The 21,762-nt window shown below is 43.4% G+C and carries 18 protein-coding genes; 8 read left to right on the top strand and 10 right to left on the bottom strand.

Annotated features, from left to right (window positions below; genetic code table 11):
* Positions 1–41: 41 nt before the first annotated feature.
* Positions 42–791, bottom strand: a complete 750-nt coding sequence (gene map / locus C505_RS0104790; RefSeq protein ID WP_018691456.1) for a type I methionyl aminopeptidase — start codon at positions 789–791, stop codon at positions 42–44.
* Positions 792–1,386: 595 nt separating this feature from the next.
* On the opposite strand from map, the gene pdxR reads away from it, so the two are divergent.
* From pdxR to C505_RS0104810, 3 genes are all read left to right on the top strand, one after another.
* Positions 1,387–2,814 (top strand): MocR-like pyridoxine biosynthesis transcription factor PdxR, encoded by a 1,428-nt coding sequence (pdxR, locus tag C505_RS21455; protein WP_018691458.1) that lies wholly within the window; start codon positions 1,387–1,389, stop codon positions 2,812–2,814.
* A gap of 18 nt (positions 2,815–2,832) precedes the next feature.
* Positions 2,833–3,267 carry a hypothetical protein gene (locus C505_RS0104805; RefSeq protein ID WP_157368807.1) on the top strand — a complete coding sequence of 145 codons (435 nt, stop codon included), beginning with the start codon at positions 2,833–2,835 and terminating at the stop codon, positions 3,265–3,267.
* Between the two features lie 248 nt (positions 3,268–3,515).
* Positions 3,516–5,540 carry a hypothetical protein gene (locus C505_RS0104810; protein ID WP_018691460.1) on the top strand — a complete coding sequence of 675 codons (2,025 nt, stop codon included), beginning with the start codon at positions 3,516–3,518 and terminating at the stop codon, positions 5,538–5,540.
* A gap of 70 nt (positions 5,541–5,610) precedes the next feature.
* On the opposite strand, the gene leuD is transcribed toward C505_RS0104810, so the two are convergent.
* From leuD to leuA, 4 genes are read right to left on the bottom strand one after another with little or no spacing between them, the layout of a single operon-like run.
* Positions 5,611–6,219 carry a 3-isopropylmalate dehydratase small subunit gene (gene leuD, locus C505_RS0104815; RefSeq protein WP_018691461.1) on the bottom strand — a complete coding sequence of 203 codons (609 nt, stop codon included), beginning with the start codon at positions 6,217–6,219 and terminating at the stop codon, positions 5,611–5,613.
* Positions 6,220–6,230: 11 nt separating this feature from the next.
* A complete protein-coding gene (leuC, locus tag C505_RS0104820; protein WP_018691462.1) occupies positions 6,231–7,667 on the bottom strand; it encodes a 3-isopropylmalate dehydratase large subunit in 1,437 nt (478 codons plus the stop codon).
* 9 nt (positions 7,668–7,676) lie between these two features.
* On the bottom strand, positions 7,677–8,741 hold the full coding sequence (gene leuB, locus C505_RS0104825) for a 3-isopropylmalate dehydrogenase (RefSeq protein WP_018691463.1): 1,065 nt from the start codon (positions 8,739–8,741) through the stop codon (positions 7,677–7,679).
* A 4-nt stretch (positions 8,742–8,745) separates the two neighbouring features.
* Positions 8,746–10,302, bottom strand: a complete 1,557-nt coding sequence (gene leuA, locus C505_RS0104830; RefSeq protein WP_026317754.1) for a 2-isopropylmalate synthase — start codon at positions 10,300–10,302, stop codon at positions 8,746–8,748.
* Between the two features lie 490 nt (positions 10,303–10,792).
* Between leuA and C505_RS0104835 the strand changes: the two genes are divergently transcribed.
* The 3 genes from C505_RS0104835 to C505_RS0104845 all read left to right on the top strand — a co-directional run bounded on the left by C505_RS0104835 (position 10,793) and on the right by C505_RS0104845 (position 13,024).
* Positions 10,793–11,440: a LexA family protein gene (locus C505_RS0104835; RefSeq protein ID WP_040439340.1), complete on the top strand. Its 648-nt coding sequence runs from the start codon at positions 10,793–10,795 to the stop codon at positions 11,438–11,440.
* A 413-nt stretch (positions 11,441–11,853) separates the two neighbouring features.
* Positions 11,854–12,324 carry a glycoside hydrolase family protein gene (locus tag C505_RS0104840; protein ID WP_018691466.1) on the top strand — a complete coding sequence of 157 codons (471 nt, stop codon included), beginning with the start codon at positions 11,854–11,856 and terminating at the stop codon, positions 12,322–12,324.
* 214 nt (positions 12,325–12,538) lie between these two features.
* Positions 12,539–13,024 carry a hypothetical protein gene (locus C505_RS0104845; RefSeq protein ID WP_018691467.1) on the top strand — a complete coding sequence of 162 codons (486 nt, stop codon included), beginning with the start codon at positions 12,539–12,541 and terminating at the stop codon, positions 13,022–13,024.
* 131 nt (positions 13,025–13,155) lie between these two features.
* On the opposite strand, the gene yghU is transcribed toward C505_RS0104845, so the two are convergent.
* The gene (gene yghU / locus C505_RS0104850) at positions 13,156–14,013 is read right to left on the bottom strand and encodes a glutathione-dependent disulfide-bond oxidoreductase (RefSeq protein WP_018691468.1); all 858 of its coding nucleotides are present in this window, start codon (positions 14,011–14,013) and stop codon (positions 13,156–13,158) included.
* 256 nt (positions 14,014–14,269) lie between these two features.
* On the opposite strand from yghU, the gene C505_RS0104860 reads away from it, so the two are divergent.
* Positions 14,270–15,196: a restriction endonuclease gene (locus tag C505_RS0104860; RefSeq protein WP_018691470.1), complete on the top strand. Its 927-nt coding sequence runs from the start codon at positions 14,270–14,272 to the stop codon at positions 15,194–15,196.
* Between the two features lie 110 nt (positions 15,197–15,306).
* Here the strand turns inward: C505_RS0104860 and C505_RS0104865 are convergent, their stop codons facing one another.
* From C505_RS0104865 to ftnA, 3 genes are all read right to left on the bottom strand, one after another.
* Positions 15,307–16,413, bottom strand: coding sequence for a DSD1 family PLP-dependent enzyme (locus tag C505_RS0104865; RefSeq protein ID WP_018691471.1), 1,107 nt, complete (start codon positions 16,411–16,413; stop codon positions 15,307–15,309).
* A gap of 349 nt (positions 16,414–16,762) precedes the next feature.
* Positions 16,763–17,944 (bottom strand): BaiN/RdsA family NAD(P)/FAD-dependent oxidoreductase, encoded by a 1,182-nt coding sequence (locus C505_RS0104870; RefSeq protein WP_018691472.1) that lies wholly within the window; start codon positions 17,942–17,944, stop codon positions 16,763–16,765.
* A 34-nt stretch (positions 17,945–17,978) separates the two neighbouring features.
* Complete coding sequence (gene ftnA, locus C505_RS0104875; protein ID WP_026317757.1) at positions 17,979–18,506, bottom strand: non-heme ferritin; 528 nt, start codon at positions 18,504–18,506, stop codon at positions 17,979–17,981.
* A 478-nt stretch (positions 18,507–18,984) separates the two neighbouring features.
* Here ftnA and C505_RS0104880 point away from each other — a divergent pair, with 478 nt between their 5' ends.
* A complete protein-coding gene (locus tag C505_RS0104880; protein ID WP_018691474.1) occupies positions 18,985–21,042 on the top strand; it encodes a S8 family peptidase in 2,058 nt (685 codons plus the stop codon).
* A gap of 68 nt (positions 21,043–21,110) precedes the next feature.
* On the opposite strand, the gene C505_RS0104885 is transcribed toward C505_RS0104880, so the two are convergent.
* The gene (locus tag C505_RS0104885) at positions 21,111–21,584 is read right to left on the bottom strand and encodes a peroxiredoxin (protein WP_018691475.1); all 474 of its coding nucleotides are present in this window, start codon (positions 21,582–21,584) and stop codon (positions 21,111–21,113) included.
* Between the last annotated feature and the right edge of the window lie 178 nt (positions 21,585–21,762).

Below are 21,762 nucleotides of genomic sequence, written 5' to 3' on the forward strand. Positions count from 1 at the left end.
CGGAGAGAAATTATATTCCATGGCTTTTCCTTTTTTCTGCCTTATTCGTAACTTGTAAGAATATAAGGCTTTCCTTTACGAATAATGAGCGTATGCTCAAATTGAGCAGATAAGTTACCTTGCTCTGTGAGTAATGTCCATTGATCGTTTGCCGTTGTTGTCGAGCGTGACCTGAGGGATAAGAATGGCTCAATGGTGATCACAAGCCCATCTTGTAACACGCGTTTGTCATCGGCATCAAAATAGGGAGCAATAAAGTCTGGGGATTCGTGCAGCTTTTTACCAATCCCATGACTACCGAGATCTTCGATAATTTCAAAACCAAACTTTTCTGCACTCTGCTCAATCGATTTACCGATAACATTGAGTTTTCTTCCTGCTTTTGCGACCAACATAGCATTTTCTTGGGTTTGCTTTGCACATGTCACCAGTCGTTGTTGCGTTTCAGTAAATGGGGGAACAAGGAAAGTTCTGCCTGAGTCAGCAAAGTAACCAGCAAGTTCTGCGGAAACATCAATATTGACAATATCCCCTTCTCTGATCACCCGATCACCCGGGACACCATGAGCCGCTTCTTCATTAATGCTGATGCAGGTAAACCCAGGAAAATTATACATGACCTTTGGGGCGGATTGCGCGCCATGTTGCGCAAGTACTTTTGCGCCAATCTCATCCAGTTCTCCGGTTGTGATCCCTGGGGTAATTTGTTGGCGCATGGTTTCGATGGTTTGCGCAACAACGTGACCGATTTTTTTCAGCCCAACAAACTCTTCATCTGTACGAACGATCATGGCGGTTGCCTTTTTCAACACTCAGTCCCGGGAGCTTACCACAAAGGGGGATCATTGATAATGCTTCTGGTTTGCCCCAGTATGATGAAGGGTAATAATTCCACGCCAGATATCCCATGGATCATCTTCAGGATCATCATTTGGGCCACCAGTGAGTTGCATCATGAGTGACTTTATTTTTTCGCACTTTCGCCAGTTACATTTTCGTCGCTCATCACGATAAATGATTTCACCAGGAGCTGGTGATTACGGTGTATGACTGTCAAATTTAGAGGGAGATATCTTTGCTTGGGAATATGCTGCCTGCCCTTGTGCAGTAAGGGGGGTGGGAGATTTGCTACGAAGCAAATTCAGTGAATGACTCAATTTCGCATATCTTGATATATTCGTCGAGTGTACGGGTTGAGATTAAGTTATCCATAAATGTCTAGCCCGAGTTGATATTTCATACGAAAGACTGGCTAATACTAAGCGAAACCAAAAAAGGTACGAATTCTATATTATGGAGTATTTGGGGGCTTGCCAATTCACCGGATAAATCATAAATTTGGATTTATACTTTGAGCAAAATTGGAAATACATAGGAACCAATCCAATGATTCTTTGTGAGCTATCACAACTACAACTTTCAGGGCGTGGCACGAAATACCAACAACTCTATGAGGCGCTTCGCCAAGGGATTTTAGCTGGCACTGCACCAAAAGGTAGCCGCCTTCCTGGATCAAGAGAGTTGGCGAAAGAACTTGGGCTTGGGCGAAATACTGTCATGTCAGCGATTGAGCAACTCAAAGCAGAAGGATATATCCGAGCGCAACAAGGATCAGGGTATTACATTTGTTCAGAATTGCCAGAGCAACTGGCAACACCGGATTTTGTCATTGAAGAAATTGAAGAGGATTTAGAGGAGGGTACGCCTGGGAAGAGTCGGCGGAATATCGCTTTTCAACTTGGAGTACCGAAGCTCGCTGCATTTCCAGTTAAAATCTGGCAGCGAATACAAAATCGCCATCAGGGAAGGCCTGCATTAATGGGTATGGATGAAGAAGCTGGCTATCTGCCTTTTCGTGAGATTTTGGCCGAATATTTAGTGCATAGCAGGCAGGTTTCATGTCATGCAAAAAATATCATCATCACCTGTGGTGCCCAAGAAGCGTTATTTATTGCTGCACGTGCTGTGCTAAAACCGGGTGAAAAAGCATTAATAGAAGATCCTGGTTATCGTCGACTCCGCAATGCATTCCATTTGACGCATGCAAATATCGTTGGTGTTCCAGCGAATGAGGAAACCGGGCTGTGTTTAACTGCTCTAAAAACACACCCTGATGCGAAAGTCTTATATACGACGCCAGCCCATCAGTATCCTTTAGGTGGGATCATGCCTCTGGACAGTCGCGTTGAACTATTAACTTGGGCAAAAGAAAATGATGTTTGGGTCATCGAAGATGATTATGACAGCGAGTTTCAATACCGACACCGTCCTTTTGCGTCGTTGCAAGGCTTGAACCAAGGGCAACAAGTGCTATATGTTGGTTCATTCAGTAAGGTGACATTTCCTGCTTTGCGCTTGGGCTACCTTGTTGTGCCCGATGAACTCATTGATGTTTGCCGATTTATTAAGGCTTCAACGTCTGGTGAAACCCCGCTCTTGACTCAAGCTACGATGGCAGACTTTATTGAAGAAGGTCATTTTGCGAGGCATTTGAGACGAATGCGGCAACACTACCAGAAGCTACATGACAGTGTGAGACAGCAAGTTGACGAGTTACTTCCGGATTCATGCCAGCTGTTGGCAAAAGATGCCGGCATGCACCTTGTGATCACATGGTTGCATGATGTCTCTGGCTATGATGCAGCGGCTTATCTACAGAAAAAAGGGTATGGTGCAGCACCGCTGGAGTATTATTATTTAAACGAGCCAGCGATGAAGGGCCTTGTGATTGGTTTTGCAAATACGAGAGAGGATAAGATTGGATATGGATTAAATCATCTTGCTGATTTCTTGTCACAAATCTCTCACAAATAAGTCGATATGATATTCCAAGTGACTGCTTTTCGAAAACAGCGTCTTTGGTGGATCATTCCAACTTGCCCACTCTATATTGCATTTGTCGCCATGTTTTTTCTTGACCCATTATTTCTGGTCAATACTGAAAGCTTTTGGTTACAAGTTGATCATGTTTTCCAAGTTACTCAATTGTGTGTGATTACTTTTTTTATTGGTGGTATCAGTGCAGGGAAGGCCATTTTTTGGCGATACTATTTTTTTGTCGATATCATCAATTATCTAATCTCCCTTTTGTATATGCTTTATGATTCTGGGGTGGAGCTTTATGATGTCCATCCAAACTTTATTGCTTTACTCACAAGTGTTTATTTTTACTCAGTGATCTATTTGATTTTATGGTTGTATGCATTCGAATCGAAAGCGATTTGGGAAAGCTTGATGCAAGAGCCTTCATATGAGATGGATGGCTGACTCTTGAAGGATGAGAAGCGCAGCCATCCGGTTGGGTTGTTCGGCGAATGGAGAACGATGTTGAAAGGGAACTGATACACCATCTATCAATTTTGTAAATTCAATCTAAGTATGAATTTTACTGATCGATTCAACTTTTTTACTGATAAAAATTAAGCAATTTGGTTGATTAAAATATCATTTTGGTTCTTTAGAATGTTTTTTACCCAAAGCTAGCACAAATATGTGCCGAATAATTAGAAAATTAAATGAAAACGATTAACGACTCCCAAATACGACATTACTTTACCGCTTTATTTTTTCTCTTTTGTTCATTCATCGTAGAAGCTGCCTACGATCCAGAGCAACACCATTACCTTGTAAAACAACAGCTTGCTTCGTGGGTGGATGTAGAGGCTATCGATGCTGATCTCTCACCGGTGGATGCATTAAATGCCGTGAAACATCGATATGGAACTGACTTCTTAACTGCTGACTTTTATGAAAAATTAAAACAACAACGATGGCAGTTTCTCACGCTCAATCAGGCTTTGTCGTCTAGACAAATTGCTGTATTGAATGAAGCGGCTGTTTTATTTTTTAATGCGCACCATCCCAAATACATTCATCACGAACTCTCCGATTTACCGAGCCTGCGACAAAAGTTTCTGAAAGCATTGCGATACCAATTGGAGCTTTATCCGGTTGAACACAATGTAGAGCAGCATTATTTTGCAAGATATTATGGCGATGACTTTATGAAAGCATCGATATTATCCGTTGCGCTTCAACTCTATAAAGAGCGTTTTGGAGAGCAGCGTGCAATCGAAAATCTGTCTTATCAAATTGGTATCCGTAGAACTGATTCCTTTGTTCGCTGGCTAATTAACTTATTTACGCACCGCCAAACAAACAAAATTCGTGAAGCAGAGAAAGCACTTCTGGATTTTCTTGTACAGGAAATACAACGATGGGAGCTCAAGTTTGATTTAGATGGGGAAATGGTGAGCCCTGCCCACCCTTATGCGCGTGTTGCGGCTTACGCAAAAGTCCAAAAGCTTGCTTATCGTCCATTAGCGTATGCCATTGCACATCATACGGGCAATGAAGCAGTGTTACGTCTTTGGTATGACGCGCTGGAAGCATTGCCTAATTCATTACATAGTTATTCTCATCATGGTCAAACGCTGACGCTAGCACTTCGGAGAGCGATGAACCTGCCTCATCATGAGAGCCATGAATACTTAAATATTGCGTTTCTTGCGGTTGGGATTGCAACATTTCCTGAAGGTGTTGGAGAGCTGATTCTAGGGCGTATTGCACAGGAAACAGTGTTTAGCGAAGTTGCTTTGGTTGGGGCTGAAGTTGCAAGTGAAGCACATGCCTTAGCAGCGGAAGACTTGGCAGTTCTGGAGTCCATTATTGATAGTGTTGAATATACGATGGACGATGCACTCGAAGAGAGCCTGATCACGAACCCAATACTTGTTGGAGAACATATTGGTGATAACTTGTACCATTACGCAGGGGCTGATGGTGTTTCTGGGATGGATTATGTCATCGAAATGTCTGACCGCTTACACCGAATTCGCCGCTTCCCACACACCGAAGATTTTGCTTTATATCAAGGGTATGGTTCGTTCGGACAATTCCCGGTCAGACCATCAGCGGCGGGTTTATGGGGGATAACGATATCAGAGAGCTTTGAAAATTGGACGACTAGTGGTTTACACCGTCATGTATTACTTCTTGGAAAAGGAAAGCCCGCTTCGCTTTTCAAACGTTATGCTACGAGTGTTCAAACACGATATGGGATCCCAGCATCAAACTTCTACAGTGATGGGCATGCCGTTTCTGGGGAGCTTCGTCATATTTACCCCGCATTGGGCGAAAATAAACAACTCTCTCACCTGACGTTTTCGGACAGATTGGATATCGTTGCCCATGGCAATCCCTACGGGCCAGTGTCGTTTAATAGTCACCATCTCTATCAAACCCTATCGGCGCCGGAGCTTGCGAAGCAATTACACTTCTCCGGATTGCGAGAAGTGGGCGTTTTAAAATTACAATCCTGTAATGTGGGTGGCGGTTATTACGTGAAACAATTGGCACAGGCGCTCGATCGTCATGGTATCCGGGTTGGCTTTATTTCTGCGCCGAAGGGCTATTTAGTCCAGTTTCCTCGCTTACCAAGAATGGTCTTTGATCCGTTTCCAACGTTTAGCGCAGATCGCTATGAAGTTTACGCGACAGGAAAACATATCGGTTTTCCAAATACCCGATATGGTGGTTAAATCGATTGATTAAAGGGGGCGGCTGACTCTCGAAAACTCTCGATGAGAAAGCCACCCGGTTGGGTCGTTTTTAGAATGGATTCAACCAAGGAAACTTCTCATGATAGCGCTGTTCAAACTCATGGATTGCGCTGGCATGTTGTTCGGTTTGACCGATAAAATCTAATCCAGAAAGTAAACGGCGTTTCACTTCAGGGTCTATGTCAAATGCGATTGGTGCAAATCCACCACAATGGATCATTTGATTGGCTAAATCGATATCCAGCTGAACTGAAGTGATATTCGCTGTCAGTGCGAACAAATCATTGATTGTTTTCTTCGGCAGTGTGATGGGCAGCATATTGTTATTCACGCAATTGTTGAAGAAAATATCCGCAAAGCTAGGTGCAATGATCACCTCAAAACCCCATTGCTGAAGCGCCCAAGGTGCATGCTCACGGCTGGAGCCACAGCCAAAGTTTTCTTGGGTCAACAAAATAGAAGCGCGTTGATAGTCTGGGTGATTCAAGATGAAATCTGTATTTTCTGAGCCATCATCATGATAGCGCCAATCAAAAAACAGAGCTTCTGCAAATCCATCTCTATCGACAGAGGTTAAGAACTGCTTTGGAATGATCTGGTCCGTATCGACATTATTGCGATCTAAGGGTAAAACCTGGCCTGAATGAAAAAATTGCATTTGATTTTCTCCTAAGCAACGTGTGTGAAACGGCCATGAACCGCAGCAGCGGCCGCCATTTGTGGACTTACAAGGTGAGTACGTCCGCCCCGGCCTTGTCGCCCTTCAAAGTTACGATTACTGGTCGCAGCGCATCGTTGGCCTGGCTCTAAACGATCATCATTCATCGCTAAGCACATAGAACATCCTGGCTCACGCCATTCGAATCCAGCCTGAATAAAGATTTGATCCAACCCTTCTATTTCTGCTTGTCGTTTGACTCGACCTGAGCCTGGGACGGCAATTGCAGTAACACCCTGCGCAACTTGTTTACCGCGGACCTGATCAGCTGCGGCACGGAAATCTTCGATTCTTCCATTTGTACAAGAGCCGATAAAGACAATATCAACGGGGACATCGGATAGCTTCTGTCCTGCTTCCAAGCCCATATATTTTAAGGCATTCTCCATTGCTTGTTGTTTGATAAGATTTGCTTCGCTTGCAGGATCTGGAATCGGCTCATCGATTGCGATGACTTGCTCTGGACTGGTTCCCCAGGTGACATGCGGTTTGATTTGTTTGCCGTCGACTTGGATCTCCTGATCGAATACGGCATCTTCGTCTGACTTTAGTGTTTTCCAGAACGTGACAGCTTGTTCCCAATGTTGGCCTTTTGGCGCGTGATCTTTCCCTTTTAAGTATTTGAATGTTGTTTCATCCGGTGCAACCAACGCTGCTCTTGCGCCCATTTCAATACCCATATTGCACAGCGTCATTCGTCCTTCCATCGTCAATGCGCTGATCCCAGGTCCACAGAACTCGATGACATAGCCCGTTCCACCAGCGGTACCTAGTTTTTGGATCATGTGCAAGGCGATATCTTTGGCACTCACAGATTTACTGACTGGACCAGAAACATGGATCCGCATTGTTTTGGATGGCTGTTGTTGCAGCGTTTGGGTTGCAAGGACATGCTCGACTTCAGATGTTCCGATTCCGAATGCAAGCGCACCAAAAGCCCCGTGAGTTGAGGTGTGACTATCACCACAAACGATGGTCATTCCTGGTAATGTTAACCCTTGCTCAGGACCAACAACATGCACGATCCCTTGATCCTCATGTTTTAAATCAAATAGCTGAATTTGGTTGTCGTGACAGTTATTGGTCAGCGCCATCAATTGTTTCTCAGAGACCTCGCCAATGGCATCAATTTCACGAGAGCGCGTTGAGACATTGTGATCCATGGTTGCAAACGTTTTGCTTGGGGCATGAACACGTCTGTTCTTTTGTCTTAATCCTGCAAAGGCCTGTGGAGAGGTGACTTCATGAACTAAGTGCCGATCAATGTACACAAGGTCCGTACCATGCCCTAACTGCTGGATACAATGATGCTCCCAGATTTTCTCGTACAATGTTTTTGGAAAATAGGTTTTTGATATGTGAGATTTTGAAATTTGGCTATTTGTCATGATCTTCCCTCAAGCGATGTTCGATGCAATAGCCTCAGCCATTTCCATCGTAGAGACTGAGTTTTGGGGTTGAATGTCGGGTGTCCCTAAACCTTGTGCAATAGTTGCTTCTACGGCTTGTTCGATACACTTTGCGATATCATCTCTGTTGAAGCTAAAACGGAATAACAAAGCCATACTCAAAATTTGTGCAACAGGGTTCGCAATTCCTTTTCCTTGAATATCTGGGGCAGAGCCGCCAGCGGGTTCATATAAACCAAAGCCAGATTGATTTAAACTGGCAGAAGGCAAAAGCCCCATGGAGCCAGTGATCATCGCGCACTCATCCGATAGGATATCGCCAAACAAGTTGTCACAAAGCAATACATCGAACTGCGCCGGATCCCGGATCAGCTGCATGGCTGCGTTATCAATGTACAAATGCTCTAGAGTGATTTCGGGATATTTTTTAGCAACTTCATTGACGACTTCTCGCCACAACACGCTGGTGGCCAACACATTGGCTTTATCGATGGATGTTACTTTACGATTGCGTTTGCTTGCTGCCTGGAAAGCAAGATGAGCGATGCGCTCGATCTCTGCACGGGAATAGGTTTGAACATCGGATGCAAAATCTGTTTCTCTGCGTTTTTCTCCAAAATAAATACCACCCGTTAACTCACGGACAACGGTGACATCAAAGCCTGCTTGGGAAATATCAGCCCGTAATGGTGAAGCACTGGCAAGCGCCGGGTTCAAACGTGCAGGACGTAAGTTCGCGAACAATTCAAAGTGTTTGCGAAGGGGTAATAAAGAAGCACGCTCAGGTTGTTTTTCTGGCGGTAAGTTTTGCCATTTTGGCCCCCCAACACTCCCAAATAAAATTGCCTGATTATTTTTGCAAACTTCCATCGTGTGAGGAGGTAGCGCTTCTCCATGACGATCAATGGCGATACCACCGACATCAGCAAACTCTGTGCTGACTTGAATATCAAATGTTTGCTCGACTTTTTTTAAGACACTCAGGGTCGCATCCATGACCTCAGGACCAATCCCATCTCCGGGTAATACTGCAATATTGTACTGATATGGCATGACGTTAACCTGTTTTTCTTAAATTTTGATGTTTAAATTGATGGATCTGAGCAGAACGGTGAATGTCATTCAATGCGTGGATATAAGCCTGAATGGACGCTTCAACAACATCAGTTGCTAAACCAGAACCATGAAAACGCTGATTGTCACTTTCAAGGATCAAGTCCACTTGCCCCAGTGCATCCGCGCCTTTTCCTTTAGAGTCAATGGTATAGTCGATGATGGTGAATGTCTGTCCTGTGATCCGCTCAATGGCTTGGAAAGCTGCTTCAACCGGGCCATTTCCTGTTGCGGCTTCAACCTGAACTTGTCCATCAAACTCGATAGCCACTGTCGCTGTGGCGACTTGTTCACTGCTCGCATTTGCTTGGAAATAGGACAAATCGTAGTGTTTATTTTGTGAGATCGTATTGAAGAAGACTAAAGCCTCTAGATCATAGTCGTAGACAGTACCTTTCTTATCAGCAAGTTCTAGATAGTCTGCGTAAACGCGCTCCATATCATAGTCTTCTTTGGCATAACCTAAGCTGTGCAAGCGATGTTGAATAACATGACGACCGGAGCGAGACGTTAGATTTAACTCGTTTGTGGGAACCCCGACATCTTCTGGGCGCATAATTTCATATGTATTTTCGGCCTTTAAAACACCATCTTGGTGGATGCCTGAGCTGTGCGAGAATGCGTTCTCACCGACAATGGCTTTGTTTGGTTGCACTGGCATACGACAGATTTGGCTGACGGTGCGGCTACAACGATAGATTTCGTCGGATTTAATTTGCGTGTGGGCCTTAAATTTATCCTGGCGAATTTTCAAAGCCATGACAGCTTCTTCTAAGGCTGCATTGCCTGCTCGTTCGCCAATGCCATTCATCGTACATTCAATCTGACGTGCGCCAGCTTCGATACCAGCAATACTGTTTGCAACGGCTAACCCTAAGTCATTGTGGCAATGGACGGATATGCGGGCTTCTTCGATATTTGGGACTTTTTCTTTTAATGCCCAGATGGTCTCTGCAAACTCATGAGGTAGGGTATAACCAACCGTGTCAGGGATATTGATGGTTGTCGCTCCGGCTGCAATCGCGCGTTCGACCATGTAGCACAAGTCTTCGATCGGGGTGCGGCCTGCGTCTTCACAAGAGAATTCAACGTCAGTGGTGTAGCGTCGTGCATGACGGATGGCTTCAACCGCTTGTTCTGTTGCTTCGGCCAGCGTTTTTCTTAGTTTATGTTTTAAATGAATGGGGCTGCTGGCGATAAACGTATGGATACGGCGTTTTTCAGCACCAGCTAAGGCATTTCCACAAGCATCGATATCCGCTTTTACGGCTCTTGCTAGCCCACAAATAATTGGCCCATGTACTTCATTCGCAATCCGGGAAACTGCGTTAAAATCACTTGGAGAAGAGACAGGGAACCCCACCTCCATCACATCGACATTTAGTCGTGCAATCGCTTGTGCGACTGCGACCTTTTCGACTTCAGTCAAACTTGCTTTTAGTGCTTGTTCTCCATCACGTAATGTGGTGTCGAATATCCAGATTTTATTGCCGTCATCCATCATGTCATTCTCGATTGGTTAAAAATTTGAACGCTTTCCGAACCAGTCGCGGGATGTCAGGCATAAAAAAACCCCGCGTCTTTCGGCGCGGGGTTTATCTAATCTGTGTCTATTTTATGAGTACGACAACAAATCCCGCGCGCTGTTGAGGAGCACGAGGAGGAGGAGGTTGTTTGTCATGTTGGCTGTACGCATAAAAATTATCAATTCTGTTTTCAATTTGGAATACTTTTTAATTGATATCAGGTTGTCAGGATATATGCAAGGATTTTTTGCTGCCCTCTTCTGACTCATAGGAATAAAATGTCTAGATTAAGTTGTGCTTCGAAATAAGTCAGGTGTGCTGAACAAATATGGGATTACCTTGTTACAACGAATAAGGTCCCTTTCTTCTGACAATGAATTTTTATACAATTATAAAAATTTTTAATCCAATTTTCTGTAATTATTACGATAGTAAGAAATTGAAAGGTTTTAAGGAATTGATAGAATGCAATTTGGTCATGTTGTAAGACGACTACGGAAAAATAAGGGATGGACGCTACAACGCTTGTGCGATGAAATGGGAAATATCATTCAAACTGGTCATCTTTCCAGAATCGAGAGGGATGATTTAGCACCAAATATTTTTATTGCACATGCAATCTCAGCTTCGCTAAATATTTCACTTGATCATATTCTACAGGAAGCTAATGGCGGTCCTTTGGCAGAGGCGCACACAGATCACTATCTTCGAGTTCCTCTTGTATCTTGGGCTGAGGCAGGTTATTGGATAGAATCACCTTCTTTTACTTTATCAATGGAACATGATTGTTGGGTGATCCTGCCAAGAGATAAGTCAATCCCGAACTGTTTTGCGCTTGAAGTACGTGGTGATAGTATGCAATCACCATATGGTGTCAGTTTTCCAGAAGGCAGTATTATTTTTGTTGACCCGAACGCGACGCCTAAAAATAAGTCTTTTGTTATTGCAATACAAAAAGATGCAGATTGTGCGTCTTTTAAGCAGCTTATCATCGATGGTTCAGAAAAATATCTAAAACCATTAAATCCACAATACCCTCTGATAAAAATTGAAACGGAGATACTTATCTGTGGGGTTGTATTTGATATGGTATATCACCTAAGTAACCAATAATGGGCTTTTTGGAAGAGTCTGAATTGATGTTGGTGCGAAGTTAATTCTTATGATAGTTAAATTATTTTAATTATTATATTGATAAACAACACGGCTTATACTACCCTTTTTCTAAAGTACGAGAACTCTAGGTAACACCTCGCTCAACCCTATAGCGGTTTTTATATCCCTTGTTTTTATTCTCCCTCAGCTAAGATGAACATGCTTGGCGATCCTCATTTATCAGCTCGGTTTTGATTCTTACATTACTGACGGGTGTGTGATTCACACTGATACGCGCTCTATTGATAGAACTCGATGGCGTGATGTTTGGATCAGATGATTGTTCCTTCTAAATGAACGTGAAGAAGGATGTCGCATAAAATACTTTATCTTTGAAAACTTTGTCGTCACTAGACCAAGGAGGTTCTACAATGAGCTCAATTACCCAACTGATTGCTTACGAAGAAGGTTGGCGAAGTAAGCCTTATTATTGTTCTGAAGGATATCCAACAATCGGCTTTGGCTTTCGGGTAGGCCCACAGAGCGCGCCATTGAATCAATACCAATTTACTCTACCAAGAGTCGCAGGAGAAGCCTGGCTACAGGCATACCTAGAAATGTTGAAAGACAGCATGGAAGGGTATTCTGATATTCAAGCTGCACTAGCGCAATGCAATGAAGCACGCGCATCTGTCTTGTATTCAATGGCATATCAAATGGGTGTCTCTGGCCTCACCCAATTTAAGAAGGCACTTCATGCAATTCAACGAAACCATTGGCTTGATGCAAAAAATGAAATGTTAGATAGCAGGTGGGCTAGACAAACACCAAACCGTGCGCAAAGGCATGCAGATCAAATACAAAGTGGTCTTTGGTTTTCTGGCTACTCAGATACAGTTTGATGATGATAAGGGAGGTGATTCATGTCAACCTCGCATCTAACCTCTACGAGATGGGATATACCCTTCATAAATAATCTGTGCAATGGAAGATGAATCATTTGGAAGGCACAATTGTTGCCGAAAAACGCAATGCTTCTGAATTTGATATATCGAATTCAGTTCAAGCAATGAAAATATTGCACATTTATTCGTATACAGGAAAAAGGAAAAATCGATGGAATCGATCACACTCGTTTTGAGCTTAAGCAGTATGATTGGGTTGGATAAAAAAATCACCCGCTGGGTAGGTTTAAATAATGGCAAAGCAATTGTCGACGCTGTTTTTGGAATTGCGAAAGAAGTCACGGGTGAATCAACACCAGAGCTTGCAAAAAAGAAACTAGAAGGAGATACCGAAAGCCTCATTGCATTTGAAGAGATGATGCATGACAGGGAAGCAGAAATGGAAAAAATGGCTTATCAGGGTTGGACGGATTCAATTGCTGTGCAGCAAGAAGATCGGTTTTCCAAATGGTTTATTTATCTATTTGCTATGGGCTGGAGTGTGTTCGCATTTCTTTATCTATTTTTGGTGACATTTTCTGAACTGCCTGCGCAGAATATTCGTTTTGCCGATACGGTGCTTGGTTTTTTGCTAGGAACAGTGCTCGCCGGCATTTTTGGTTTCTTTTATGGTTCTAGTGCAAGCCAAGAAAAGTGACAAAGGCAGCAAGAGTTGCTTTCATGTTCATTTTCATCTCAATGGATGTATGGTTTGGTATTGTATTAAGATAAAGAAAAGGCGACATGAGTCGCCTTTCTGATTTTGCGCTGGGGGTGTTGAAGATATCTCTAATTTTGTTGCTCTATTATTCGATCAATATCCTCAGCACTATGCCGTTCTGCCAATTGCTCCCGTTCTTCTCCCCAGGTACGATTGACAAGCCTGCCTCGTTTAACGGCTTCTCGTTGTTCTATCTCTTTTGCCCAGCGCATCACATGTGTGTAGCTGGCCACATCCAAAAACTCTGCCGCATCATACACCTTTCCTAAGACTACATTTCCATACCAAGGCCAGGTTGCCATATCTGCGATACTGTATTGCGCACCAGCGATGTATTTGTTTTTCGCAAGTTGTTTATCCAACACATCGAGTTGTCGTTTCGCTTCCATGGCATAACGGTTGATTGGGTATTCAAATTTTTCTGGCGCGTAAGCATAAAAGTGACCAAAGCCACCGCCCAGAAAAGGCGCAGATCCTTGTAGCCAGAAGAGCCAGTTCATTACCGCTGTGCGTTCTGCCCCATCTTTAGGGAGAAAATGCCCAAACTTTTCTGCCAGATAAACCAAAATTGCCCCCGATTCAAAGACATGAATTGGTGCGTCTCCACCATGATCAACCAATGCTGGAATTTTTGAATTTGGGTTGATTTCCACAAACCCGGAACCAAACTGATCTCCCTCCCCAATGTCGATGGTATAAGCATCATATTCGGCTGCATCAACACCCGCTGCCAACAACTCTTCCAACATAATGGTGACTTTTTGCCCATTTGGCGTGGCGAGCGAGTAGAGCTGCAAGTCATGCTCACCCTTCGGTAGTTGCTGTTGATGTCTTGCGCCGGAATCTGGACGATTGATCCCAGACCACTCCCCACCATTGTCTTCATCCATTGTCCAAACTTTTGGGGGAATATATTCATTTGTCATGGGGCTACCTCTTCTTGAATTGACGACGATTTAAAAGATATTTGTCCATTGAAAAAGAAAATAAAGGCAAACGATTAGAAGCTTTGGTTATGAGAAATAATGGTGGCAGAAGCTGTGGCATTTGCAAATACGTAACATCATCTGAATTTTGATTTTCAAGCTTGATGAAGCGATTCACATTCTTGTATGTTCTTCATATTTCCCATATTCTCTCCAACCAATAGGCTTATCCCTTGTTTTGTTTATCTTAAAAGGAATGTTAGTGATCCCAAATTACCAGCAATTTATGCGTCCACTTTTAGAAGCGACCTATGCATCGAAAGGTAAAGAAGTAAAACTTCGTGATATGACGCAAACACTTGCCGATAGCTTCCAATTGTCTGAGGCAGATAGAGCAGAGAAATTACCCAGTGGCAAACAAACCATCCTGGATAACAGAGTTAGCTGGGCAAAGACGTATTTAATGAAAGCAGGTTTGTTAGAATCCACCCGCCGGGCGCACTTTCAAATTACAGCTCGAGGTATTGAGGCGCTCAAAGATGATCAGGTTGTCATCGACGAAAATTATTTAAGGAAGTTTGACGAATTTGTCGCATTCAAATATCAAAAAAGTATGCCAATCAGTGAGCGACCGGAGGTTGAAGTGTCTATCCACGATGAGGCAACCCCAGATGAAGCGCTTCGAACGGCTTACCAAAAGATCAACGAGTCATTATCAGAAGAACTGCTAACCCGAACCCAAAAAGTGACACCTGATTTTTTCGAGCAACTCCTGATCGAGCTTCTCTTGGCAATGGGTTATGGCGGCACAGGTGAAGGTACAGCACATGCGCTTGGCAAAACAGGGGATAATGGTATTGATGGTGTTATTGACCAAGATCCTTTGGGTGTAGACCAGATTTATATTCAGGCCAAACGATACGACAAGAAAAACAATGTCGGTGCGAGTGACATTCGTGATTTTTTTGGCGCATTAAATCTAAAGAAAGCCCAAAAAGGCATATTTATTACTACATCCGACTTCACGGCATCCGCGACCCAAACCGCAAAAGACTTGGGCAGTCGGATTGTCCTAATCAATGGCAAAGAACTCGCGAGACTGATGCTCCGATACAACATTGGCAGCCGCGATGAACAAGTATTGTATGTGAAGAAGATTGATGAAGAATTTTTTGAGAGTTGAGTACAGCCAACAATAAAGTGAATACTCGATAGCTGATATGTAGAGAACGATACAAAGCATCAAAAGATTTTGTATCGCACTATAGTTGTGTTGCATTGAAGCGTGAATTCTTAATCCGACCGCCCACGACCCAAAATTTCCCACTGCTCAACCACTTCACCATCACGCACGCCATATAAGGTGTCGAAGTTGTTGAGTGTGGTATCACAATGGCTTGGGATGAAAGTAAGTTGTTGGCCGATTTCGAGTTGCGTGTTTGGCTCTTCTAAATGAAGGATACCGTGTTCATCACCGCCGGTTTGGTAGGTGATATCCTCTCGTCCTTCGATAATAGGCATACCGGAATCGATGGATAAACATTTCATCCCTGCATCCACAACTGCGCGAGTCGACGTTGGGTGGCTGATCACCGTGCTTAATACACTGAGTGCAGCTTGAAACTGTGTGTTTTTTTCATCATGGTGCTCATCACCGATAGCACGATAAGAGGCATCCATAAATAAATAAGAGCCGGCCTGGATTTCTGTGTAATTTAGATCTTGATACGCGGCATAAGTCCCCGTCCCACCACCGCTGATGATCTCTGGTGCAAGGCCTTTGGGCTTCAATGTTGATTCAATCAAGGTAAAAAGGTCTTGGACTGCTGCTTTTGCTTGTTTGTTACGCGCATCATAGCCTTTGATATGTTGTAAGTGCCCACTATACGCTTGGACACCTGCATAACTGACCCCTTCTGTTTGTTGGATCAGCTGAATCAGGGTAATCAGTTCATCACCCACTGCGACACCGCAACGTTGCTGACCGCTTTCCACTTCGATCATTAATTCGATAATTAAGCCTGCTTTGCTGGCTGCTATTGCGATTTGCTTCACATGCTCAATATGGTCCACGATTTGGATCAATCGACAATCTGGATAATGCTGATGTAATGTGACCAATCGTTGGATTTTTTTATCTCCGGCAATTGGTGTTGTGATCAAGATATCTTTGATCCCACCTTTTGCCATGACTTCGGCTTCACCGAGCTTGGACGTACAAATCCCCTTTGCGCCGGCTTCAATTTGCATCTGGGCAATCGCAGGAATTTTATGGGCTTTTGTGTGTGGTCGAAGCGTTAGTCCAAGAGTATTGATTCGGGTTTGCATGGTCTTTAAATTACTTTCCAGCTTATCCAGATCTACAACTAAAGCAGGTGTATCGAGTTGTGCGAGGTTCATTTGAAAAATAACTCCTTTTGATTAAAAATCGCAGCAGGTTGTCAGTACGAAATATGCTATCACAGATATGGTGCTTTCAGAGATGATATGATGAGTGGTTCTTTCTGAATTTAATCTAGGACTGATGGCATGAAAAATTATCAGAAACATCTAATACATGATGCAACGAGATGTGCTCATGCTGTAATCTCACCGAAAAATCGTAGCGGCTTCAAATGGAAATATAAGAACATAGATGCAGAAGTTATCTCCAGTTATTATTTGAAATGCAGTTTATCGCTGTAATGAAGGTAAATAAAGTTTTCAGCTTTAGGGTTTTGATTTCAAAGTATATTTTTCCTAAACGCAACTAACAAACCTGCCCAGCCGCCCACCCAGAACTCCAAGACCATTGGAAATTATATCCGCCGAGCCAACCCGTGACATCCAAAACTTCGCCGATGAAGTAGAGGCCATCTGTCGTCTTTGATTCCATTGTTTTTGAGGAAATACCATCTGTATTGACGCCACCAAGTGTCACTTCTGCTGTGCGGTAGCCTTCTGTGCCATTGGGTAAGATTTGCCATTCGTGTATTGTGTTTGCGAAGGCTTGATATTGTTTGCTACCCAGTGCGTTTAGTTTTTGTTCGTAGAATTGGTTCTGTGAAAATAGTTCATCAAGAAACCTTTTAGGAAGCAATTTTCCTAGTGCTGTCTTAACTTGCTGGTTTGGAGATTCGGCAAGGGATTGTTCTAGGTAGTCTTTGATATCTTGGTCGGGTGACCAGTTGATGATGAGCGGATCACCTGGTGTCCAAAATGATGAGATTTGAAGAATCGCCGGGCCGGACAAGCCTCTATGGGTGAACAAGGTGTTTTCTTTAAAAAAGGTTTGATTCGCACTTGCTGTTGAATATGCGCTGACGCCAGAAAGCAATTGGTACCTTTCTTTATCTTCTGCATGCCAAGTTAAAGGAACCAATGCAGCGCGAGTTGGCAGAACCTCTAAGCCAAATTGCTCTGCAACTTGATACCCGAAAGGTGTTGCTCCCAGCTTCGGCATAGAAAGACCACCGCTGGCAATCACAACAGAGTTAGCAGAAAAATCGCCATGCGAAGTTTCTAGATGAAATTGTGAGTCAATTTTATTGATATTCAGTACTTCACACTGATATTCAAATGCTGCGCCTGACTTTTGGCATTCACTCACCAACATTTCAACGATCGCTTTGGCTGAATCATCACAAAAGAGTTGGCCGAGTGTTTTTTCGTGATACGGAATTTGATATTCATTGACCAGAGCAATGAAATCCCATGGTGTATATCGGCTGAGTGCTGACTTTACAAAATGTGGGTTTTGCGACAGGTAACAGCTTGGGTCTGCGTACATATTTGTAAAGTTACAACGACCGCCTCCGCTGATGAGTATTTTTCGGCCCGGGCGTTTCCCGTGCTCAATAATGAGAACCTGACGTCCTCTTGCAGCAGCTGTTGCGGCACACATCATTCCGGCAGCACCTGCGCCAATCACGATTACATCGTACTTCTTCATGATCTCAGGTTCTCTTTTTATAATTCAATTCGCATTATGCGGATGCAGGGGTCATAATGCTGTCGCTATCAGCACTGGCCATTGCTTTCAAATCCTTATCAATAAAGAAGAGCGCTTTCCCGTCTTCTCCAACGAGCTCAATTTTATCAATGATCCCTTTAAACAGCTTTTCTTCTTCATGTTGCTCAGCAACGTACCATTGCAGAAAATTGAACGTTGAATAGTCATGAGTCGTGAAAGCAGTATGAGCGAGTTCATTGATTTTGCTCGTAACCAGACGCTCATGTTGATAAGTCTCGCGGAATAAATCTCCGAGGGATTCGAATTCATGGGGAGGGGCTGCAATCTGACCAAGGATCGGTAGAGAACCAGTTTCTGAAACATACGTAAATAAGCGATTCATATGATCCATTTCTTCAAGAGCGTGCTTACGCATGAACTCAGCAGCACCATCAAATCCTCTGTCTTCACACCATGCACTCATTTGCAGATATAAATTGGAGGAATAAAACTCTAAGTTGATCTGTTCGTTCAATTTGGAAACCATTTCGGCTGCAAGCATCGTCAGTTCTCTCATCAGAAAAAGATTAAACCGCATATGATCTTTCTTTTTGCAGCATTATTCAATCCCTGATTTGTTAAAAATTAGTATTGGAGACATATTTTTTGTCTGCCTGATGCATAATATTCATTTTTTTTGAATATGTCGAAGTGACTTTTTATGCGGTCATTGTGCATATAAACCGATATATAACTGATTTGAATAATTTATAAGTTATTGGAATTAGTGAATTTATATACGAAAAATAGTAAAAAATATACAAACTTTCTTATTGTATTTACCCAAACTTTGTGGCAATAATTGATTCACATTGTTTTTTACTTAACCAATTTGTATGATTTTTATCAAGAACTTATGGTTGAGTGTTTTGGAAATGCCGTGAATAAATTATGGGTTTCCAAATATTCAAATCAATGCATAAAATAACAACGAAATAACAAGTTAAATAATTCAATAACAAGTTAAGGGAACTAAAATAATGAAAAATTGCTTCTCCAAAACGCTGATTGCGCTCGCTGTTCCTACTGCTCTTGTTGCAACTTCTGTTTTTGCAAATGAAACCGTGCAACAGGATGTTTTTAAAAGCCGCTTTATTGTCAAATATAAACAACCTTCACCATCGATGATGAGTGCAAACTCGACTTCTCGATTGACTGCTGAATCTGCCATGCGCTCCAAAACTGCAGATATTTCCAATGATTCGTCTAAAGATGTGGAATATATTCGCGCGATGGCACTACGAGAATTTCATGTGATTGGCGTGAAAGAACAAATGAGTGAGCTTGAAAAGTCTGAGCTGATCACACAACTTGAGCAAGACCCCAATATTGAATCTGTAAAAGAGGACCGTCTTCTCCGGGCCTTCTCTGAGCCGATAGACACGCATTACAGTAAGCAATGGCACTATTTTGAAGATGCGGCAGGCCTCAACCTACCCAATGCGTGGGATAAAGCAACAGGTAATGGTATTGTCGTTGCTGTGCTTGATACAGGCTATCGTCCACATGCTGATCTTGTCGGAAATATTTTACCTGGTTACGACATGATCAGTGATAACTTCGTTGCGAATGATAGCAATGGCCGTGATGCTGATGCGAGAGATCCTGGCGATGCAATCAAAAAAGGCGCCTGTAGCAGTAGCCCGATTTACCCAGATCGGGATATTGAGAGTTCCTGGCATGGAACCCATGTTGCAGGAACAATCGCAGCAACGAAGAACGGTACGGGGGTTGTCGGTGTAGCTTATGATTCGAAGGTTGTGCCCGTTCGGGTACTAGGACGTTGTGGTGGTCTTACTTCAGATATTGCAGATGGCATTATCTGGGCCGCTGGCGGCTCTGTGCCAGGTGTTCCAGATAATCAAAACCCAGCTAAAGTAATCAACATGAGTTTGGGTGGAGAAGGAACTTGTGAGGATGAAACCCAAGCTGCAATTGACTTTGCACGTAGCAAAGGTGTCACTGTGATTGTTGCTGCGGGCAACTCGAATCGTCCTGCATCACAGTTCACGCCTGCAAACTGTAATGGTGTGGTGACTGTGGCAGCGCTTGCCCGTGATGGTTCTCGTGCAAGTTATTCAAATTTTGGAGAGACGATCGATGTTGCTGCACCTGGCGGCTCGATGACGAAAATCAATGATCCAGATGGGATATTATCAACCGTAGATGAAGGGATGGAAGGACCTGCCGGTGATGCATATGCTTTCTCACAAGGGACCTCCCAAGCTGCACCTCATGTTGCGGGTGTTGCTGCGATGATGTATCAGCTTAATCCTGCATTAACACCGACTGAAGTCGAATCAATCTTAAAAAGCACTTCACGTGCAGATAGCTGTTATAACTGTGGTGACGGTTTGGTTGATGCACATGCTGCTGTGAAGCGTGTTTCTGGCGATGATGACGATGATCAACCCTCCAGTGAGCTTGAAAATAATAAACCCGTGACCGGACTGAAAGGGAAAAAAGGCGACGAGCTTCGCTATACTTTTAAGATTCCAGCAGGCGCGAAAAATGCAGCCTTTAAGCTAACAGGTGGTCTTGGAGACGCTGATCTGTATGTTCAGAAAGCTGTTGCTGCAACGACTACGAGCTATGTGTGTAAATCTGAAAATTCCAAAACAAGTGAAAAGTGTACGCTGGCTACTCCAGAAGCAGATACTTATCATGTATTAGTTTCCGCTTACTCTGACTTTGAAGGCGCAACGCTTGTGGCGAGTTATGAGCGCTCGGGATCAGGTACGTTTAATAAGACGGTGAATGAGTTGTCTGCTTTCAAAGGAAACTGGGATGATTACACCTTAGATGTACCGGCAGGTGTTTCAGAACTCAAAGTAAAACTATCTGGTGGTGGTGGAGATGTCGATCTCTTTGTCAACTATGCGACAGAGGGGCGCAAACTCACTTACAGATGCTTATCAGAAAATGAAGGTACGTCAGAGACTTGTACGATTGTAGCTCCTGAGGAAGGTGAGTGGTTTATCAGCCTTCGGGCATTTTCGACTTACTATGGGGTGACGATGAATGTGAGCTATCAATAATCGACATGAACAACAATTCCTTGTCATGAGATAAAGAGCAAAAAAGCGCCATCTGGCGCTTTTTTGATTCACAATAGTGCGAGCATGCTTTCTGCATCGCTCACTTCAAAGGTTTTGGGTTTTTCCAGATTAAAGTGTGTCACAATGCCATCTTTGATGATCATGGCATAACGTTGACTACGGATCCCTCCGAAGTTACCAGTGTCACTCTCGACACCTAGCGCTTTGGTCATGCTTGCATCACCATCCGCCAACATCATAATTTCTTCTGCATTTTGGGATTCTCCCCATGCACTCATGACGAAAGCATCATTGACTGAAATACAAGCAATATGATCGACACCTTTTTCGATAAATTTTGGGTGGAATACAACGTAACCAGGGAGGTGTGCAGCAGAACAAGTGGGGGTGAATGCACCAGGTACAGCAAAAAGAACAACGGTTTTTCCTTCCGTGAGCGCTTGGGTTGTTATTGTTTTTGTATCGCCATTTTCACGATATGACAGCGTAGCTTCAGGAATGCGATCGCCGACTTGGATCATGATGATTTCTCCAGTTTCATGGGTTTGCACAGATATTTTTTATGTGAAGCACAACGGGCACACTTTTGACATACGACCTCTGGTGGAAGCAAGTGTTTTTGCAATTTTCCAAGACTTTGGACAATATCTTTTGCTTTCCATTCGCACAGTGTTTTTGCCATGTGTGACCTATTTATAT

The sequence above is a fragment of the Algicola sagamiensis DSM 14643 genome (assembly GCF_000374485.1).
Classification (GTDB): domain Bacteria; phylum Pseudomonadota; class Gammaproteobacteria; order Enterobacterales; family Alteromonadaceae; genus Algicola; species Algicola sagamiensis.